The organism is Cellulosimicrobium composti (genome assembly GCF_009711085.1).
Classification (GTDB): domain Bacteria; phylum Actinomycetota; class Actinomycetes; order Actinomycetales; family Cellulomonadaceae; genus Cellulosimicrobium; species Cellulosimicrobium composti.
On the sequence record NZ_WMKA01000036.1, the window covers coordinates 1 to 18365 of the forward strand.

Here is an 18365-nt window from a genome sequence, read left to right on the forward strand (position 1 = left end):
GCGCCGCCGCTGGACCCGCCGGCGCTCGACGCGCCCTGCAGGGCCGCGCCGACGCCGCCCGCGACGGCCGCGCCGCCCGCGGTCGGGAGCGCGGTGCCGACCAGCCCGAGGGCGCCGACGCCGAGGACGAGCGGGGCGATGACGGACCGCATGCCGTGGGACACGTCCCCGAGCTCGAGCACGAGCGCGCGGCAGTCGCCGCAGCCGTCGAGGTGCGCCTCGACGCGCGCCGTCTCGCGCTTCGCGAGCCCGCCGCGCACGAACGAGCCGAGGAGCGCGTTGACGGTGCGGCACTCCTCCGCGGGCACGGACGTGAGGTGCTGCTGGAGGTAGGCCTGGCGCAGCCCCTCGCGCGCGCGGTACGCGAGCGCGGAGACGCCGTTCGCGGTGAGGCCGAGGATCGGCGCGATCTCGGCCGGGGAGAGGTTCTCGACCTCGGTGTACCAGAGGACGGCGCGCCACCGCTCGGGCAGGTCGAGGTACGCGCGCGCGACCGTGGAGCGCTCGAAGCCCTCGAGCGTCGGGTCCTCGGTGGACGCCATGGGGCCGAACGCCGTCTCGAAGGTGCGCTCGTCGTCCGTCGGCTGGGTGCGCCGCGCGCCGTTCACGAGGTCGTAGGACAGCCGGCGCACGACGGTGAAGAGGTACGCGCGGAACGTGACGTCGGGACCGCCGCCGCCGCGCAGCACGGACAGCGTGCGGGCGAACGCGTCGGAGACCACGTCGTCGGCGTCGGCGGTGGATCGGACGTACTGGCGGACGACGGTGCGGGCCGCGGCTGCGTGCCGCTCGTAGAGGACGCCGTAGGCGCTCGTGTCGCCCTCGCGCACGGCGGTGATGAGCTCGGCGTCGCTGAACGCCTCGCTCCACACCTGTTCCTGCGCCTGCGTCATGTCACCCGCCCCGGAGACCCGCCCCGAACCGAGGCGTACGGTGGCCATAGTAGACGGCTGTCCAACAGGAGGGCACTGGCCTCCCGGCGACAGAACGGTAACGGCCGGAGTCCTCCGTTTTCGCCCTTTTTCACCCGGGACGAGCAGTCTCGGAAACTTCCTCGTGGACCCGCGTCATGGATGGCCCGCCCGCCCGTCTCATCTACATGGACCATCTCCACGGGTTTGCCGTGCCCGCACCCGACACCGTGCGCGAGCACTGGCGTCGGGCGAGCGCCGAGAGCGTCTGGCTGCGGCCGGGCGACTGGTACCACCCTGCCGTCGACGCGCTCGTCGAGGCGCTGTGCGAGGAGCGGGACACGGTGCCCGCCGCCGAGCGGCTCGGGCGCGTGCGCGCCGAGGCCGGCGTCGGGATCGGCGAGGCCATCGACGACGTCGTGTGCCTGTTCCGCGTGCGCGACCGCGAGCCGGGCGTCGAGCTGCTGCGCGCCGTCGCCGTCGGCTGGTCCGAGGGCTACGAGGCGACCCCGGTGACCCCGGAGGTCCTCGACCCCGAGTCGGGCCTCGCGACGACGCAGTACCTGGTGCACCGGCTCCGCGAGACGTACGGCGTCGCCGCGCGCACCGGCGTCGCCGCGACGCACACCCACGGCCTGCTCGTCGTCGACGTCGCGCTCGACGACCTCACGGGCTGGCAGCGCTTCGCCCGGTCCGCCGCGATGGGGCGCGCCCTCACCCACACGTTCGGCGACGGGCACCCGATGGCGTCGCTCGGCGACGGCCTGTTCGTCGTGCTCGGCGAGCGCGGGGTGGACGACCACGAGCTGCGCAGCGCGCTCCGGCACAGCATCGAGCGCACCGGGCTCTCCCTCGGCGTCACGGCGATCCTGCGCCGACCGCCGCGCATCTGGCTCGAGCCCCTGCCCGGGACCCACACCGCCGCGGTCGAGCTCCTCGGCACCCTGCAGCGCTGACACGACCGCGCCCCGCCCCACGCGGGCGAGCGCGTGGGCCGGGGCGTCGGGCGGCGTCCACGGCCGGCGGGAGCCGGCCGCCTCGTGCACGGTCGTACCGCGCGTCAGCGCGGGGTGTAGGTCAGGCAGTCGGCGCGGTCCTCGCCCGTGGCTCCCGCACCGACGCGGATGGAGGGCGCCGAGCACTCGAGAGCGGCGTTGTGCACGCAGTCCGTGCGCTGGCACGCGCCGACGTGCGCGAGGACCTTCTCCAGGCCGCCCTTCGTGCCGAGCGGGATGAAGGTCGCGCACTCGGCGTCGCCCGCGTGACCGGCGATCGTCACGGCGCCCGCGTGGCACCCGTGGTCGTGGTTGTAGCCGCAGCCGTCGATGGAACACTCGACGACCTGCGGCATCTCCGTGAGGCTGCTCATCGCGATCTCCTTCTCAGACGAGGACCCGTCGGTGCGGCGGGCTTCTGCTCCCACGGTATTCCCGCCAAATGCGCCCTGCATAGGAAGTGAGGCCTTGCTAAGAAATGCAGGAATGCGCCGCCATTAGCGCACGAGAATCTTTCACAATTCCCTGACCTGCGGGAACACCGCGCTCGGCGGCGCGGTCTCGTCAGGGACGCCCCGGAGGCGTAGCGTCGGAGGATGGCCACCTCGGGCGCGCCGCTGTTCTCGGGCGCCGACGCCGACCTCTACGCCGTCGGCGCCGACCGCGTCCTGCGCCGGTCTCGCTCGGGCGCCGACGCCGCGGGCGTCGCCGCCGTCATGCGGCACGTGCGCGAGGCGGGCTTCCCCGCACCCCGCGTGGACGCCGCGCGTGACGGCGACCTCACCATGGAGCTCGTGCGCGGGCCCACGCTCCTGCAGTCGCTCCTCGGCGGGCGGACGTCCCTCGCGGGCGCGGCCCGGACGCTCGTCGCGCTGCACGACGCCCTCCACGCGCTCCCCGCGCCGACCCCGGGCGGGGCGGCGCACGCGGCGCTCACCGCGCCGTCGCCCGTCGCGCTCGACGCGGCGTCCGACGGGCCGCCGTGCGTGCTGCACCTGGCCCTGCACCCCGCGAACGTCGTGCTGACGGCCGACGGGCCGGTCGTCCTCGACTGGACGAGCGCCTGGCTCGGGCCGGCCGGGCTCGACCTCGCGGTCACCGCGGTGATCGTCGCGGAGGTCGCCGTGGACGAGGACGACGAGCTCGCGCCGGGAGCGCGCGTCCTCCTCGACGCGTTCCTGCACCTCGCCGACCCGGTGCTCGGGAGCCACCTCGACACGGCCGCGCGGGTCCGTGCCGCCGACCCGGGCCTCGACCCGGCGGAGTCCGCGCTCGTCCCGGCCGCGGCCGCGCTCGTCGCGCGCGAGGCGCGCCGCAGCTGAGGGTCAGTCGTCGGCGTCGGGCCGCGGGCGCCAGATGACGAGGGCGCGCGCCTCACCGTGCTCGACGAGCGTCTCGCGCAGCGCCTCCTCGACGCCGCGGCGCACGCTGCGCCCGCGCGGCACCACGACGACGTCGCCGCTCGCCGCCGCGGCGAACACGCGGCCGCCGGGCTCGACGCGCGCGGACAGCGCCTCGATGCGCCGCTCGAGCCGCTCGACCTGCGCCTCGAGGGCGAGGATCCGCTGGATGCCCGCGAGGTTGATGCCCTCGTCGTGGCTGAGGCGCTGCACCTCGAGGAGCTTCGCGACGTCGCGGAGCGAGTATCGGCGGCCGCGCCCCGCCGTGCGGCGCGGCACCACGAGGCCGAGCCGGTCGTACTGGCGCAGCGTCTGCGGGTGCATGCCCGCGAGCGCCGCCGCCTGGGAGATGACGAGCACGGGGGCGTCCTGGTCGACGTCGTCCCGGCCCGGCACCGCGCCCTGTGCGGTCATGGTCGACCGCCTCCTCATTCCGCCGCCTGGCGGACCAGGTCGGCGCGCACGTCCTCGCCGTCCGTCTCGGCGGCGAAGGTCTCGACGGCCTCGCGCGCCGCGCGCGAGAGCTTCTGCGGCACGGCGACCTGGACGGTGACGAGCAGGTCGCCCGTCCCCTTCGCGGTCCGCACGCCGCGGCCCTTGACGCGCAGCGTGCGGCCCGACGGCGTGCCGGCCGGCACCTTGACCTTCACGGTCGAGCCGTCGAGCGTCGGCACGGCGATGGTCGCGCCGAGCGCGGCCTCGGCGAACGTCACGGGGACGGTCACGCGCAGGTTGGTGCCGTCGAGCGAGAACACGGGGTGCGGGGTGACGTGCACGGTGACGACGAGGTCGCCGTCGGGTCCGCCGGCCGTGCCGGGGCGGCCCTTGCCGCGCAGCCGGATCTTCTGGCCGTCGCGCACGCCCGGCGGGATGCGCGTGGTGACGGCACGCCCGTCGACGGTGAACGTGACCGTGGAGCCCTCGACCGCCTGGCGGAACGGGAGCGTCGTGGCGGCGGCGACGTCGGCTCCGGCGCGCGGGCGCGGGCCGCCGAACTGCTGGGCGCCCGCGCCGCCGAACATCGACCCGAGGATGTCCTCGAAGCCTCCGGCGCCGCCCTGGCCGCCGGTGGAGTAGCGCACCCGGGCGCCGCCCGGTGCGGCGCCGCCGAACATGCCGCCGAACAGGTCCTCGAAGCCGCCCGCGCCCTGGGCCCCGCCGGGGCCGGCGGAGAAGCGTGCGCCGCCGGCCATCGCGCGGATCGCGTCGTACTGCTCGCGCTCCTTGGGGTCGGAGAGCACGGCGTACGCCTCGCCGATCTCCTTGAACTTCGCCTCGGCCGTCGCGTCCCCGGGGTTCTGGTCGGGGTGGTACTGGCGGGCGAGCTTGCGGTAGGCCTTCTTGATCGCGGCGTCGTCGGCGTCCTTGGAGACGCCGAGCGCGGCGTAGAAGTCCTTCTCCATCCAGTCCTGTCCGGTCACGGCGCCTCCCTCCTGTCGGTGGTCGTGGTCCTGGTTCCTTCTCGTCGTCCGCGCCCGGTCGCCGGGCGCGGTGCTGCTGGTGATCCTCGCGTGCCCGACGGCGGAGCGCACCTCCGCGCGGGAGGTGCGCCCGCGCCGTCGGGCACGGTGGGGTCGGTGCTACTCGGGTCCGACGACCGAGACGCGCGCGGCGCGCACGACGCGCTCGCCGATGCGGTAGCCGGGCTCGATGACGAGGTTCACCGTGGTGGCGGTGGCCTCGGGGTCGGCCTGGTGCATGAGCGCCTCGTGGACGGTCGGGTCGAACTCCTCGCCGACCTTCCCGTACCGCTCGATGCCGAACTTCTCCAGGCTCGCGTCGAGCTTCTCCGCGATGGCGGCGAACGGGCCCGTCAGCTCACCGTGCTGGCGCGCGCGGTCGATGTCGTCGAGCACCGGCAGGAGCGCGGTGAGCACGTCCTCCACGCCCCGCGCCCGCGCGGCCTCCTGGTCGCGCAGCGAGCGGTTGCGGTAGTTCGTGAAGCTCGCGCGCTCGCGCTGGAGCGCCTCGAGGTGCTCCGCGGCCTCCGCCTTCGCGGCGAGGACCTCGGCGTCGACCTCGGCCTCGCCGGACGGCTCGAAGTCGAGACCCGCGAGCGGGTCCGTCTCCGCGCCGTCGCCGGCCCCCTCGGACGGCGCGGCCTCGCCCGCGGGGCGGGGCTGCGCCGTCTCCGGGTCGACCTTGCGCTTGTCGGTGAAGTGGAAGGGCTTGTCCTCGGGGCCCTGACCGGGCTCGCGCCCGGCCTGCTCCTCGGGGCCCCGTGCGTCGTCCGACGTCACTTCTTGTCGTCCTCGTCGTCCACGATCTCGGCGTCGACGACGTCCTCGTCCGGGGCGGACGAGGCGCCCGCCGCGGCGGACGCGTCGTCAGCAGCAGCACCGGGATTGCCGGCGGCCTGCTCCTGCTCGGCCGACGCGTAGAGCGCCTGGCCGATCTTCTGCGAGGACGCGACGAGCTTCTCGTGCGCGGTCTTCACCGCGGCGGCGTCCTCGCCCTCGAGCGCGGACTTCACCGACGCGATGTCGGCCTCGACCTCGGTGACGACGTCGGCCGGGAGCTTCTCCTTGTTCTCGGAGACGAGCTTCTCCGTCGAGTACACGAACGCCTCGGCCTGGTTGCGGGTCTCCGCCTCCTCGCGACGCTTCTTGTCCTCGGCCGCGTGCTCCTCGGCCTCCTTGACCATGCGGTCGATGTCCTCCTTGGGCAGCGCCGAGCCACCCGTGATGGTCATCTTCTGCTCCTTGCCGGTGCCGCGGTCCTTGGCGCCGACGTGGACGATGCCGTTCGCGTCGATGTCGAAGGTGACCTCGATCTGCGGCACGCCGCGCGGGGCCGGCGCGATGCCGGTGAGCTCGAACGTGCCGAGCGGCTTGTTGTCACGCGCGAACTCGCGCTCGCCCTGGAACACCTGGATGAGCACGGACGGCTGGTTGTCCTCGGCCGTCGAGAAGATCTCGCTGCGCTTGGTCGGGATGGCCGTGTTGCGCTCGATGAGCTTGGTCATCACGCCGCCCTTGGTCTCGATGCCGAGGGACAGCGGGGTCACGTCGATGAGCAGGACGTCCTTGCGGTCACCGGAGATGACGCCGGCCTGGAGCGCGGCGCCGACGGCGACGACCTCGTCCGGGTTGACGCCCTTGTTCGGCTCCTTGCCGCCCGTGAGCTCCTTGACGACGTCGGTCACGGCCGGCATGCGGGTGGAGCCACCCACGAGCACGACGTGGTCGATGTCGGAGACGGAGACGCCCGCGTCGGAGATGACCTTGTGGAACGGGGCCTTCGTCCGGTCGAGCAGGTCCTGCGTCATCTGCTGGAACTGGGCGCGCGTGAGCTTCTCGTCCAGGTGGATGGGGCCGTTCTCGCTCATCGAGAGGTACTGCATCGAGATGGTGGTGCTCGTCGCGGACGAGAGCTCCTTCTTCGCCTGCTCGGCGGCCTCGCGCAGACGCTGGAGCGCGATCTTGTCCTTGGACAGGTCGACGCCCGAGCTGTTCTTCACCTGCTTGATGAGGTGCTCGACGATGCGGTTGTCCCAGTCGTCGCCGCCGAGGCGGTTGTCGCCCGAGGTCGCGCGGACCTGGATCGTGGAGAAGTCGTCGTCGTCCTTGCCGACCTCGAGGAGCGAGACGTCGAACGTGCCGCCGCCCAGGTCGAAGACGAGGATGAGCTCGTCCTCCTTGCCCTTCTCGAGGCCGTACGCGAGCGCGGCCGCGGTGGGCTCGTTGACGATGCGGGTCACGTTGAGGCCCGCGATCTGCCCGGCGTCCTTGGTCGCCTGACGCTCGGCGTCGTTGAAGTACGCCGGGACGGTGATGACCGCGTCGGTGACGGGCTCGCCCAGGTACTCCTCGGCGTCGCGCTTCAGCTTGCCGAGGATGCGCGCGGAGATCTCCTGCGCGGTGTACTTCTTGTCGTCGATCTCGACGGACCAGTCGGTGCCCATGTGGCGCTTCACCGAGCTGATGGTGCGGTCGACGTTGGTGACCGCCTGGCGCTTGGCGACCTCGCCGACGAGGACCTCGCCGGTCTTGGAGAAGGCGACCACCGACGGCGTCGTGCGCGACCCCTCGGCGTTCGCGATGACGGTGGGCTCTCCGCCCTCGAGGACGGCGACCACCGAGTTGGTGGTGCCGAGGTCGATCCCGACTGCTCGTGCCATGTGTGCTGCCTCCGTTGTGCTGTGGGTGCCCGACGGCGCACGCGCGCCCGGGCACTCCGGGTTGAGTCTGCTGCACTCAAGGTAGGCGCGGGGTCGGCGCTCGCGCAACCCCGCCGGACCGAACTTGAGTCTGTATGGCTCAACCTTCGCCGAGGGCGAACTATTCCCGACGTCGGGTGCGGTCACGGGGACGCGGCGGAGGGGCGGGAGGCGTCGTCGCAGGGGGCCGGGAGTCCGGGTCGGTGCCTGAGAGGTGCACCGGCCGCGGACTGCTTCACGAGCCGGTGCCCCCTGCGGCGCCTCGGCCGCCCCCCACGATAGGAACCGCCCCGCGTCGCTCGCCACCGGGCACCGACCGCGCACGCCCCGGGCGCACCCGTCGCCGCTGGTGCTGGCACGCTGTGCGGGTGACCTCCACCGCGGACCAGCCCTCCCTCGCGCGCCGGCTCGGCACGACCGACGCCGTGGTCGTCGGGCTCGCGTCGATGGTCGGGGCAGGCGTGTTCTCCGCGTTCGCACCCGCCGCCGCGGCCGCGGGCACCGGCCTCCTCGTCGGGCTCGCCGTCGCGGCCGTCGTCGCGTACGCGAACGCGACGTCGTCGGCGCAGCTCGCGGCGCAGCACCCGACGTCGGGCGGCACGTACGTCTACGGGCGCGAGCACCTCGGGCCCTGGTGGGGCTACCTCGCCGGGTGGGGGTTCGTCGTCGGCAAGACGGCGAGCTGCGCGGCGATGGCGCTCGTGCTCGCCGCCTACGCGGCCCCGCCCGGGTGGGAGCGGCCCGTCGCCGCGGCGGCGGTCGTGCTGCTCACGGCCGTGGGGTACCGCGGCGTGACCCGCACGGCCCGCCTGGCGCGCGGGATCGTCGCCGTCGCGCTCGTGGCGATCGCGACGGCCGTCGTCGCGAGCCTCGCGGGGACCGCGCCGCGGTGGTCCGCGGCGCTCGACCCGGACGGCGCGCACGGCGGCTGGTACGGCGTCCTCCAGGCCGCCGGGCTGCTGTTCTTCGCGTTCGCGGGGTACGCGCGCGTCGCGACGCTCGGTGAGGAGGTGCGCGACCCGCGCCGCACCATCCCGCGCGCGGTCGTGCTCTCGCTCGGGACGGTCGTCGTGCTCTACGCCGTCGTGGCGGTCACGCTCCTCGCCGTGCTCGGGCCCGCGCGGCTCGCCGCGTCCGCCGCACCGCTCGCCGACGCCGTCGCCGCCGGGTCGTGGACGTGGGCCGGGCCGGTCGTGAGCGTCGGCGCGGTGGCCGCGAGCGCCGGCGCGCTCCTCGCGCTCCTCGCGGGGGTGAGCCGCACCGGGCTCGCGATGGCCCGCACGGGCGACCTGCCCGCGTGGCTCGCGGCGGTGCACCCCGTGCACCGGGTGCCGCACCGCGCCGAGCTCGCCGTCGGGGCGGTCGTGGTCGTGCTCGTGCTCACGACGGACCTGCGCGGCGCGATCGGGTTCTCGTCGTTCGGCGTGCTCGTCTACTACCTCGTGGCGAACCTCTCGGCGCTGCGCCAGAGCGCCCCGCACCGCCGGTACCCCCGCGCGCTGCAGGCGCTGGGCGCCGTCGGCTGCGTCGCGCTCGTCGTGACGCTCCCGCTCGCGAGCGTCGTGGCGGGCGCGGTCGTGCTCGCCGTCGGCGTCGCGCTGCGGGCCGTCCGCGTCCGGTCCTGACCGCGCACGTCACGCGGCGCGCCGGAACCAGTCCACCGTGAGCGCGGCGACCTCCGCGGGGGCGTCGTCGGTGATGAAGTGCGCGGCGTCGTCGACCCACGCGAGCTCGAGGCGGTCGGCGTAGCGGTCCGGGTCGGGGCAGATGCGGTGCATGAGCTCCTCGGTCGTGGGCAGGTCCCGGCGGCCGTAGACGACGAGGGTCGGGACGGTGAGCCGCCGCGTGCGGTAGGCGCCGCGCATCATGCGAAGTGCCTCGGCCACGACCATGCGGCGCGTGAGCGGTCGCACCGCGGCGTCGACCTCGGTCCGGGCGAACGGCGCGAGGTGGGCCTCGACGGTCTCGCGCGACATCGGGCGGGCCGCGTACCGGGGCGAGAAGATCCCGCGCAGCGACGCTCCCCGGCGGTGCCAGATCAGGGGCGGCAGGTGCTCGAACGCCGGGGCGAGCCGCGGGGTGAACCGGAAGAACCCGGGCGGTACGGAGAGCTGTACGGCGGTGCGCACACGCTCGGGGTGGTCGTAGGTGAGCTGCATCGCGGTGATGACGCCCATGTCGTGGGACACGAGGTGGGCACGCTCGACGCCGAGCGCGTCGAGGAGGGCGAGCAGGTCGTGCAGGCGGGTCTCGCGGTCGATCCGCGGGTCGTCGGCCGTGGTCCAGCCCGCACCCCGCAGGTCCGGGCACAGGACGCGGTAGCCGGCGGCCGCGACGGCGGGCGCGACCTCGTGCCACTGCCACCAGTGCTCGGGGAACCCGTGCAGCATGACGACGGGGTCCCCCGTGCCGATGCTCGCGACGTGGGTACGCAGGCCGGGCGTCTCGACGAGGTCGTGGGCGAAGCCGGGGGCGTCGGGAAGCGGGGGCGACCAGCCCTCGACGTGGCCGGGGCGGGTGGTGGGCTGCGGCGTAGTCATGGCGACTCCTTCGTGCGACCGGACTACTATGTTCATAGTAGAACTGGCGGGAAGGGGTGTCCATGGCCGCGGCCACACGGGAGCGAGCGCTCGACGCGGCGGTGGAGGTGCTCGGCAGGGACGGCGTGCGCGCGCTGAGCCACGCCCGGGTCGACCGGCGCGCCGGCCTCCCGCCGGGGTCGACGTCGAACTGGTTCCGCACGCGCCGCGCCCTGCTCGCCGGGGTCGGCGACTGGATCGCCGAGCGCGAGCGAGCCGACTTCGACCCGGGGTCGATGCCGGAGATGACCGGCGTCGACGCGCTGGTCGACGGCCTGTGCGCCATGACCGAGGCGCAGGCGGGGCCGTTCGCCACGCGCACCCGGGCGCGCTACGCGCTCTTCCTCGAGCTCGCGGACGACGCCGAGCTCGGCGCGCCCCTGCGGCAGCAGCGCCGCGCGTTCGAGCGCTGGACCGAGCGGATCGTCGCCGACGCCGGCATCCCCGACCCCGTGCCGGCGACCCGCGCCCTCATGGCGCTGTGCGACGGGCTGCTCCTGCACCGCCTCACCGTCGACCCCGGTCTCGACCTGCGCCCCGCGATCGAGCGCGCGGTGCACGACCTCGCGCGGTCGTGAGCACGGTCCTGGGCGGGGTCGTGGGCGGAGCCGACGGCGGTCAGTCCTCCTCGGGCTCCGGGTCGGACGGCGCGCCCGTCGCGTCGTCCGACTCGACGACGCGCGAGGACTCGCCCTCCTCGCCGCGCGGCGGCAGGCCGCGCTCGTCGGGGTCGTAGTAGCGGCCGGTGTAGCGGGGGCGCAGGAAGTTCTCGGTCGTCAGCACGGCGTCGACCTCCTCGGCCGTGAGCAGGCCGCGCGCGACGACGACGTCGCGCACCGACTTCCCGGTCCGGGCCGCCTCCGCGCCCACGAGGTCGCCGTTGCGGTGGCCGATGATCTCGTTGAGGTAGGTGACGATCCCGATCGAGTCGAGCACGTGCCGGCGGCACACCTCGACGTTCGCGGTGATGCCGGTGACGCACGTGGTGCGCAGCGCGACGCACGCCTGCGTGAGCAGGTGCAGGGACTCGAACATGGCCTGCGCGAGCACCGGCTCCATGACGTTGAGCTGGAGCTGCCCTGCCTCGGCGGCGTGGGTGATGGTCACGTCGTTGCCCATGACCTTGAAGCACACCTGGTTGACGACCTCGGGGATCACGGGGTTGACCTTGGCGGGCATGATCGACGACCCGGCCTGGAGCTCGGGAAGGTTGATCTCGCCGAGCCCCGCGCGCGGGCCGGACGAGAGCAGGCGCAGGTCGTTGCAGATCTTGGACAGCTTCGCGGCGAGGCGCTTGAGCGCCGAGTGCACCGCGAGGTATGCCCCGTTGTCGTACGTCGCCTCGACGAGGTTCTCCGCCGGCACGGTCGGCAGGCCGCTCACCTCGGCGAGGCGGCGGGTCGCGACCTTGGGGTAGCCGGGCGGGGTGTTGAGGCCGGTGCCGATCGCGGTCGCGCCGAGGTTGACCTCGAGCAGGAGGTCGCTCGCGACCTGGAGGCGGCGGTCCTCCTCGCCGACGTTCACGGCGAAGCCCGCGAACTCCTGGCCGAGGCTCATGGGCACGGCGTCCTGGAGCTGTGTGCGGCCCATCTTCAGCACGTCCGCGAACTCGGACGCCTTCTCGTCGAACGCGCGCTCCAGGCGCCGCACCTCGTCCTGGAGGCGGCCCACGAGCTCGTGCACCGCGAGGCGCAGCCCCGTCGGATAGGCGTCGTTGGTCGACTGCGAGCGGTTGACGTGGTCGTTCGGGTTGATGACGTCGTAGCGGCCCTTGGCGAAGCCCGCGAGCTCGAGCGCGAGGTTGGCGACGACCTCGTTGGTGTTCATGTTGACGCTCGTGCCCGCGCCGCCCTGGAACACGTCCACGGGGAACTGGTCGAGGCACCGGCCGTGCACGAGGATCTCGTCGCACGCGGCGACGATGGCGTCGGCGACGTCGCGCTGGATCGTGCGCAGCTCGCGGTTCGCCAGCGCGGACGCCTTCTTGACCATGACCATCCCGCGGACCATCTCCGGGACGTCGCTGATCGTCGTCCCGGAGATGCGGAAGTTCTCGACGGCGCGAACCGTGTGGATGCCGTAGTAGGCGTCCGCGGGGACCTCCTTCGACCCCAGGAGATCCACCTCGGTCCGCGTCCGTTCGCTCGACATGCCCCGACGGTATCCCCGTCCGTCGGGCCCGCACGCGCGGAGGGCGGGTCAGCCCACCGGCTCGTAGGCGAACCGGTCCACGCGCACGACGGACGTCGTCGGGCGCCCCTCGCTCGTGGCGTGCACGCCGAGCCACAGCCCGAGGAACCCGCCCGCGGCGGCGCTGTCGAGCGCGCGGCCGTCCACGGTCGCGAGCGTGCCGACCGGGCCGCCGGGCTCGCCGCCCGCCGGACCGGCGACGAGGGCGTACTCCTGGCCGCGCACGCGCAGCCCGAGCGTCACCGGGTCCCCGGGCGCCGCGTCGAGCGTCGCCGTGCCGACGACCTCGTCGGAGCCGCCGCGGCGGTGCACGGCGACGACGCGCCGCGACCCGCCCGGGCCGCCGTCGACGAGGAGCCGCACGTGGTCGTCCTCGGACTGCCGCACGACGACGCCCGCCCGCTCCCCCTCGACCTGCGGCACGCGCAGCGTGACGGTCACGTCGACGTCGCGGTGCTGCTGGCGCACCCCGAGGAACGCGGGCGCGCCCGGCTCGGCGAGCGTCGTCGGGCGCACCGCGAGGTCCCAGCCCTCGCCGGCGGGCGTCGCGACGTCGCGCGGCAGGGCGCGCACGCCGGTCCACCGCGGGTCGTCCGGGCCCACGACGCCGCTCGCCCCGCCCTGGACCGCCGTCCGGGGCGCCGCGGCCGCGAACGGGACCTCGACGGCGTCGGGCACGCGGCCCTCCCCGGGGGCGAGGACCGGCCAGCCGTCCTCCCACGCCACGGGCACGAGGAACGTCTCGCGGCCGAGCGGGTAGTGGTAGCCGCCGTAGGTCCGCATGGCGAGCAGCACGGCCCACCACGACCCGTCGGGTGCCTCGACGAGGTCGGCGTGACCCACGCCGACGACGTCCACGCCGCGCCCGAGGTGGCGGTGCGTGAGCACGGGGTTGGCCTTGTTCCCCTCGTACGGCCCGGTCACGGACGACGCGCGCGCGACCGACACCGCGTGGTGGAAGTCCGTGCCGCCCTCGGCCGCGAGCAGGTAGTACGTGCCGTCGACCTTGTACAGGTGCGGGCCCTCGGCCCACACGGCGCCGCGCACGGCCCCCGTCCACACGACGTGCTCCGGACCGACGAGCGTGCACGTCGCGGGGTCGAGCTCGCGCACCCACACCTCGGTCTGGTGGAACCACTCCGGCTCGGGCGCGAGGCGCGTGCCGTGCAGCCACACGCGGCCGTCGTCGTCGAAGAAGATCGACGGGTCGATCCCCGCGACGCGCGCCCCGTCCTCGTCGCGCAGCCACACCGGGTCGGACCACGGGCCGGCCGGGTCCGTCGCCGTCATGACGAAGTTGCCGCCGCGCGCGTCGTCGTCCGGGTCCACGAGCGTGCACACGAGCCAGAACGTGCCGTCGTGGTGGCGCAGCGTCGGGGCGAACAGCCCGCCCGACGACCGGATGCCGTCGTAGTCGAGCTGCCCCGACCGGTCGACGACGTCGCCCACGTGCTCCCACGTCGCGAGGTCGCGGCTGCGCAGCACCGGCAGCCCCGGCAGGTACTCGAACGTGGAGGTGACGAGGTAGAAGTCGTCGCCCACGCGGCAGATCGACGGGTCGGGGAAGCAGCCCGGCAGGACCGGGTTCTCGACCCGCGTCACGCGCGCTCCCCCGCGTCGGCGAGCGCGGAGACCTCGACGGCGACGATCCGCTCGTCCGCGGCGCCCACCTCGTGCACGGGCCCCGTGACGGCGAGCGTCGCGCGCGGCGTCGCCGCGCCGGGAACGACCCGGCGCTGCGCGGGCGCGGACTCGTTGACGATCGCGCCGCCCGTCGTCGACCCGAGGTCGTCCGTGGCGGGCGCGGCGTCCACCGCGCCCGCGTGCGCGCCGACCCAGACCTGCACGTCGCCCGGCTCGACCACGCGCACGAGGCGACGGTCGGTGAACGCGAGGCGCGTCGTCGGGACGCGGAACGTCACGCGCCGCGACTCGCCCGGGGCGAGCTCGACGCGCGCGTACCCGAGGAGCTGGGCGACGGGCCGCGGCACGGAGCCGGCGACGTCGCGCGCGTAGAGCTGCACGACGTCCGTCCCCGCGACGTCGCCCGTGTTCGTCACGGTGACCGCCGCGGCGAACGTCCCGCCCGCGGCCACGCGCGCGTCGACCTCGAGGTCCGCGTACGCGAACCGCGTGTACGACAGGCCGAACCCGAACGGGCGCACGGGCGTCGGGTCGGCCGACGTGACGTCGGACGGACCGCCGAGCACCGGCTGCAGGTAGGAGTACGGCTGCGCACCGGCCGCGCGCGGGAGCGTCACGGGCAGGCGGCCCGAGGGGTTGACCGCGCCGAGGAGCACGTCCGCGACCGCGCGGCCGCCCTCCTCGCCCGGGAAGAAGCCCTGCAGGACGGCGGCGGGCCGGGCCGGCGCGGCGCCGTCCTCGATCGCCCAGCCGATCGCGTACGGGCGGCCCGTGAGGAGCACGAGGACCACGGGCGTGCCCGTCGCGACGACCTCCTCGACGAGGCGCCGCTGCACCCCGGGGAGCTCGAGCGACTCGACGTCGTTGCCCTCGCCCACGGTGCCGCGGCCGAACAGACCCGCCTCGTCGCCCACGACGACGACCGCGACGTCCGCGCCCCGCGCGGCGTCGACCGCCGCGGGGATGCCCAAGACGTCGTCGCCGTCGACCGCGCACCCGACCGCGTGCGTGACCTCGGTGCCCGCGCCGGCGAGCGCGTCGCGCAGCGACTCCAGCACCGTGGGCAGCTCGATGCCCGCCGGGGTGCCCGGGTGGTGCGCGAGCACGTGGTTGACGAACGAGTAGCAGCCCATGAGCGCCTCGGACGAGTCCGCGTTGGGCCCGACGACGGCGATCCGCCGCGGGGCGCCCGCCGCGCCGTCCGCGCGGGGCCGCACGAGCGGGAGGACGCCGTCGTTCGCGAGCAGCACGAGCGACTCCTGCGCCAGGCGGCGGGCCGTGGCGCGCTGGCGCGGGGTGTCGAGCTCGATCCGCGCGGGCGGCTCGTCGGCGTACGCGTCCGGGTCGAGCAGCCCGAGCTCCTCCTTCTGGCCGAGCAGGCGCAGCACCGCGCGGTCGACCCACGCCTCGTCGAGCGCGCCCGAGCGCACGCGCTCGGCGAGCGGCTCGAGGTACGCGTCGCCCGTGGGCAGCTCGACGTCGAGCCCGGCCTGCAGGGCCTGGGCGGCGGCCTCGCCGCGGTCCGCCGCGACACGCTGCATCACCTCGAGGAACGCGACGCCGAAGTAGTCCGCGACGACGACGCCGTCGAAGCCCCACCGCTCGCGCAGCACCTCGGTGAGGTACTCCTCGCTCGCGTGCAGCGGGATGCCGTCGATGTCGACGTACGACGCCATGACCGACCGGGCGCCGCCGTCGCGCACGGCCATCTCGAACGGCGGGAGGTAGACGTCCGCGACCTCGCGCGGGCCTGCGCTCACGGGCGCGTGGTTGCGGCCCGCGTGCGAGCCGGAGTACGCGACGAAGTGCTTGAGCGTCGCGTGCACGCCCGCGTCCTGCAGGCCGCGCACGTACGCGGTGCCGACCGTCCCCACGAGGTACGGGTCCTCGCCGACGCACTCGTCGACGCGGCCCCAGCGCGGGTCGCGCACCACGTCGAGCACGGGCGCGAGGCCCTGGTGCACGCCGAGCGCGCGCATCGACTCCCCGACCTCGCGCGCCATCTCCTCGACGAGCTCCGGGTCGAACGACGCGCCCCACGCGAGCGGCGTCGGGTACGTCGCGGCCTGCCACGCGGCGAGCCCGGTGAGGCACTCCTCGTGCACGATCGCGGGGATCCCGAGGCGCGTCTCGCGCTGCAGCCGGCGCTGCTCCGCCCACAGCCACGCCGCGCGCTCCGCCGGGTCCACGGGCCGCGTGCCGTAGACGCGCGTGTAGTGCCCCATCCCGTGCCGCGTGATCTCGGCGAGCCTGCCGCCGTCCTGCTGGCCCGCCGTCATCTCCGACTGCATCGGCGCGACGGTGCCGTTCTGGTCGAGCCAGTAGCCGACGAGCTGCGCGAGCTTCTCCTCGAGGGTCATGCGGGCGTGGAGCGCGCGCACGCGCTCCGAGACCGTGGGCTGCTGCGGCGGGACGACGCGCGGCGCGCGCGCCTCGGGGGCGCCGGTGGGTGCCGTCGGGACGGCAGGGACGACGTCGGTCACGGGACCGTTCTCCTTCGATGGGTGGCCCTGCCCCGCGCGCGGGGCGCGGGGCAGGGCGGGTGCGCGGACGGGCGGGCGGTCAGCCCTTCACGGCCCCGGTGAGGCCGCCGACGATGCGCCGCTCGAACAGCGAGAAGAAGACGAGCGCGGGGATCATCGACAGGGACGTGAAGGCGAGCACGCGGGCCGTGTCCACCGAGTACTGCGACGCGAACGCCTGCACGCCCAGCGGGAGCGTGTACGACGTCTCGTCGTTGAGGATGAAGAGCGGGAGCATGTAGCTGTTCCAGCTCGCGACGAACGCGAGGATCCCCACGGTGATGACGCCCGGCAGGGACAGCGGCACGACCATGCGGAAGAAGAAGCCGAGCCGGCTCGCGCCGTCGATGGACGCCGCCTCCTCGATCTCGCGCGGGATCGCGCGCAGGAACGGCACGAGGATGATCACGGTCGTCGGGAGGGCGAACGCGATCTGCGGGAGCACGAGCCCGCCGACCGTGTTCATGAGGCCGAGCGTGCGGATCATGATGTACAGCGGCGTGATCGCGACCGTCATGGGGAACATGAGGCCCGCGGCGAACAGCGCGTACAGCGCGCCACGGCCCGCGAACGAGTACCGCGCGATGACGTAGCTCGCCATGAGTCCGAGCACGACGACGCCGAGCGTCGTCAGGAGCGCCGCGACGACCGAGTTCCCGAGCTGCTGCCAGAACAGCGAGCTCGTCATGACCTCGACGTAGTTGACGACCTGCCACGGGTCGGGCAGTCCCGACGGGTCGGCGGTGATCTGCGCGTTCGTGCGGAACCCGCCGATCACGATGTACGCGATCGGGGCGAGGCACACGCCCACGAGGAGCCACGCGACGACGTACGTGAGCGGCCCGCCCCGGCCGATGCCGGAGCCGCGCGGCTCCTTGGGGGCCTTGACGCCGGGTGCGCGCTCGGGTGCGGGTGCGGCGGTGACGGTGGCCATCACTTCTTCCCTTCCGTGATCGCGCCCTCGGTGTCGCGGCGCAGGACGTACCGCTGGTACACGAGCGCCACCGCGAGGGAGATGAGGAACAGCACGACCGCCACGGCGGACCCGAACCCGTAGTTCCCCGCGTTGCGGCCGTTCGCGACCATGTACGTCGCCATGGTCGACGTGCCGGCCGTCGAGGCCACGTACTGGCCCCAGATGATGTAGACGAGGTCGAACAGCTGCAGCGAGCCGATGATCGACAGGAACGCCCAGATGCGGACCGTCGGCCCGAGCAGCGGGAGCGTGACGTAGCGCTGCGTCTTCCAGTACGAGGCGCCGTCGATCGCGGCCGCCTCGCCCAGCTCGTCCGGGATGCCCTGGAGCCCCGCGAGGAAGAGGATCACGGCGAAGCCGATGTACTTCCACGTGATGATGAGCATCAGGGTCCAGATCGCGACGTCCGGGTCCGCGAGCCAGTCGACCGCGAGGAACCCGAGGCCGATCTTCTCCAGCAGGTCGTTCACGGCGCCGGTCGTCGAGAGCATGAGGCTGAAGCCCGTGCCGACGATCACCTCGGACACCACGTACGGCACGAACACCAGCACGCGGACGATCGAGCGCCCGCGGATGCGCCGGTTGAGCATGAGCGCGACGACCACGGCGATCGGGCCCTGGAGCACGAGCGACATCACGAGGATGAACCCGTTGTGCCGCAGCGCCGCGAGGAACTCCGGGTCGCGGAAGATCGTCAGGTAGTTCTCGAGCCCGACGAAGTCCGTCGGCGGGCCGAAGCCCTTCCACTTGAAGAACCCGTAGTACGCCGCCATCACCACGGGGACGATGACGAACGCGAGGAAGACGACGAGCGCGGGACCGGTGAGCACCGCGATCTCCGCGCGCTGGGCCCAGCGGCCGCGGCGCGGCCGGCGGGCCGGCGCCGCGGCGGCCGGGGGCGGCCCCTGCACGGCGCCGGCGCCGCCCCCGGCCCGGTCCTCGGGCGTCGTCGTGATCGGCGAGGTCTCGCCCTGGGACACGCTCATGGC

At 74.3% G+C, this 18365-nt stretch carries 16 protein-coding genes; 4 read left to right on the plus strand and 12 right to left on the minus strand.

Going from position 1 to position 18365, the window contains the following annotated elements; genetic code table 11:
* Window positions 1-893, minus strand: an 893-nt coding sequence (locus GJV82_RS13875; protein ID WP_196217255.1) for a sigma-70 family RNA polymerase sigma factor, incomplete at its 3' end; no start/stop codon positions are given.
* Window positions 894-1123: 230 nt separating this feature from the next.
* Here GJV82_RS13875 and GJV82_RS13880 point away from each other — a divergent pair.
* Entirely contained in the window at window positions 1124-1867 is a 744-nt protein-coding gene (locus tag GJV82_RS13880) for a hypothetical protein (protein ID WP_034604942.1), read from the plus strand.
* Between the two features lie 104 nt (window positions 1868-1971).
* Here GJV82_RS13880 and GJV82_RS13885 read toward each other — a convergent pair whose 3' ends face one another.
* On the minus strand, window positions 1972-2280 hold the full coding sequence (locus tag GJV82_RS13885) for a DUF1540 domain-containing protein (RefSeq protein WP_024841498.1): 309 nt from the start codon (window positions 2278-2280) through the stop codon (window positions 1972-1974).
* 222 nt (window positions 2281-2502) lie between these two features.
* On the opposite strand from GJV82_RS13885, the gene GJV82_RS13890 reads away from it, so the two are divergent.
* Window positions 2503-3228 carry a phosphotransferase gene (locus tag GJV82_RS13890; protein ID WP_155099640.1) on the plus strand — a complete coding sequence of 242 codons (726 nt, stop codon included), beginning with the start codon at window positions 2503-2505 and terminating at the stop codon, window positions 3226-3228.
* 3 nt (window positions 3229-3231) lie between these two features.
* Here the strand turns inward: GJV82_RS13890 and GJV82_RS13895 are convergent, their stop codons facing one another.
* From GJV82_RS13895 to dnaK, 4 genes are all read right to left on the minus strand, one after another.
* Window positions 3232-3720, minus strand: a complete 489-nt coding sequence (locus GJV82_RS13895; protein ID WP_115943307.1) for a heat shock protein transcriptional repressor HspR — start codon at window positions 3718-3720, stop codon at window positions 3232-3234.
* Between the two features lie 14 nt (window positions 3721-3734).
* The gene (locus GJV82_RS13900) at window positions 3735-4727 is read right to left on the minus strand and encodes a DnaJ C-terminal domain-containing protein (RefSeq protein ID WP_024841501.1); all 993 of its coding nucleotides are present in this window, start codon (window positions 4725-4727) and stop codon (window positions 3735-3737) included.
* A 159-nt stretch (window positions 4728-4886) separates the two neighbouring features.
* Window positions 4887-5546 carry a nucleotide exchange factor GrpE gene (grpE, locus tag GJV82_RS13905; protein WP_115943309.1) on the minus strand — a complete coding sequence of 220 codons (660 nt, stop codon included), beginning with the start codon at window positions 5544-5546 and terminating at the stop codon, window positions 4887-4889.
* Window positions 5543-7426: a molecular chaperone DnaK gene (gene dnaK, locus GJV82_RS13910; RefSeq protein WP_115943310.1), complete on the minus strand. Its 1884-nt coding sequence runs from the start codon at window positions 7424-7426 to the stop codon at window positions 5543-5545. The genes grpE and dnaK overlap by 4 nt, the downstream gene beginning before the upstream one ends.
* A gap of 407 nt (window positions 7427-7833) precedes the next feature.
* Between dnaK and GJV82_RS13915 the strand changes: the two genes are divergently transcribed.
* Window positions 7834-9090, plus strand: coding sequence for an APC family permease (locus GJV82_RS13915; RefSeq protein ID WP_318657663.1), 1257 nt, complete (start codon window positions 7834-7836; stop codon window positions 9088-9090).
* Between the two features lie 9 nt (window positions 9091-9099).
* On the opposite strand, the gene GJV82_RS13920 is transcribed toward GJV82_RS13915, so the two are convergent.
* Window positions 9100-10005 carry an alpha/beta fold hydrolase gene (locus GJV82_RS13920; protein WP_115943312.1) on the minus strand — a complete coding sequence of 302 codons (906 nt, stop codon included), beginning with the start codon at window positions 10003-10005 and terminating at the stop codon, window positions 9100-9102.
* Between the two features lie 62 nt (window positions 10006-10067).
* On the opposite strand from GJV82_RS13920, the gene GJV82_RS13925 reads away from it, so the two are divergent.
* Complete coding sequence (locus GJV82_RS13925) at window positions 10068-10622, plus strand: TetR/AcrR family transcriptional regulator (protein WP_024841506.1); 555 nt, start codon at window positions 10068-10070, stop codon at window positions 10620-10622.
* Window positions 10623-10662: 40 nt separating this feature from the next.
* On the opposite strand, the gene aspA is transcribed toward GJV82_RS13925, so the two are convergent.
* From aspA to GJV82_RS13950, 5 genes are all read right to left on the minus strand, one after another.
* Complete coding sequence (aspA, locus tag GJV82_RS13930; RefSeq protein ID WP_024841507.1) at window positions 10663-12195, minus strand: aspartate ammonia-lyase; 1533 nt, start codon at window positions 12193-12195, stop codon at window positions 10663-10665.
* 48 nt (window positions 12196-12243) lie between these two features.
* The gene (locus GJV82_RS13935) at window positions 12244-13836 is read right to left on the minus strand and encodes a glycoside hydrolase family 43 protein (RefSeq protein WP_318657664.1); all 1593 of its coding nucleotides are present in this window, start codon (window positions 13834-13836) and stop codon (window positions 12244-12246) included.
* Window positions 13833-16361 carry a beta-xylosidase/alpha-l-arabinosidase gene (locus tag GJV82_RS13940; RefSeq protein ID WP_404812988.1) on the minus strand — a complete coding sequence of 843 codons (2529 nt, stop codon included), beginning with the start codon at window positions 16359-16361 and terminating at the stop codon, window positions 13833-13835. The genes GJV82_RS13935 and GJV82_RS13940 overlap by 4 nt, the downstream gene beginning before the upstream one ends.
* A 79-nt stretch (window positions 16362-16440) precedes the next feature.
* The gene (locus GJV82_RS13945) at window positions 16441-17334 is read right to left on the minus strand and encodes a carbohydrate ABC transporter permease (protein ID WP_024841510.1); all 894 of its coding nucleotides are present in this window, start codon (window positions 17332-17334) and stop codon (window positions 16441-16443) included.
* A complete protein-coding gene (locus GJV82_RS13950; protein WP_115943315.1) occupies window positions 17334-18362 on the minus strand; it encodes a carbohydrate ABC transporter permease in 1029 nt (342 codons plus the stop codon). Before GJV82_RS13950 ends, GJV82_RS13945 begins: the two co-directional genes overlap by 1 nt.
* Between the last annotated feature and the right edge of the window lie 3 nt (window positions 18363-18365).

What these genes read in the sequence shown, in the direction of transcription:
- GJV82_RS13885 (WP_024841498.1), bottom strand. Translation starts at nt 2,280, where the DNA reads ATGAGCAGCCTCACGGAGATGCCGCAGGTCGTCGAGTGTTCCATCGAC.
- GJV82_RS13890 (WP_155099640.1), top strand. Translation starts at nt 2,503, where the DNA reads ATGGCCACCTCGGGCGCGCCGCTGTTCTCGGGCGCCGACGCCGACCTC.
- GJV82_RS13895 (WP_115943307.1), bottom strand. Translation starts at nt 3,720, where the DNA reads ATGACCGCACAGGGCGCGGTGCCGGGCCGGGACGACGTCGACCAGGAC.
- dnaK (WP_115943310.1), bottom strand. Translation starts at nt 7,426, where the DNA reads ATGGCACGAGCAGTCGGGATCGACCTCGGCACCACCAACTCGGTGGTC.
- GJV82_RS13920 (WP_115943312.1), bottom strand. Translation starts at nt 10,005, where the DNA reads ATGACTACGCCGCAGCCCACCACCCGCCCCGGCCACGTCGAGGGCTGG.
- GJV82_RS13925 (WP_024841506.1), top strand. Translation starts at nt 10,068, where the DNA reads ATGGCCGCGGCCACACGGGAGCGAGCGCTCGACGCGGCGGTGGAGGTG.
- aspA (WP_024841507.1), bottom strand. Translation starts at nt 12,195, where the DNA reads ATGTCGAGCGAACGGACGCGGACCGAGGTGGATCTCCTGGGGTCGAAG.
- GJV82_RS13945 (WP_024841510.1), bottom strand. Translation starts at nt 17,334, where the DNA reads ATGGCCACCGTCACCGCCGCACCCGCACCCGAGCGCGCACCCGGCGTC.
- GJV82_RS13950 (WP_115943315.1), bottom strand. Translation starts at nt 18,362, where the DNA reads ATGAGCGTGTCCCAGGGCGAGACCTCGCCGATCACGACGACGCCCGAG.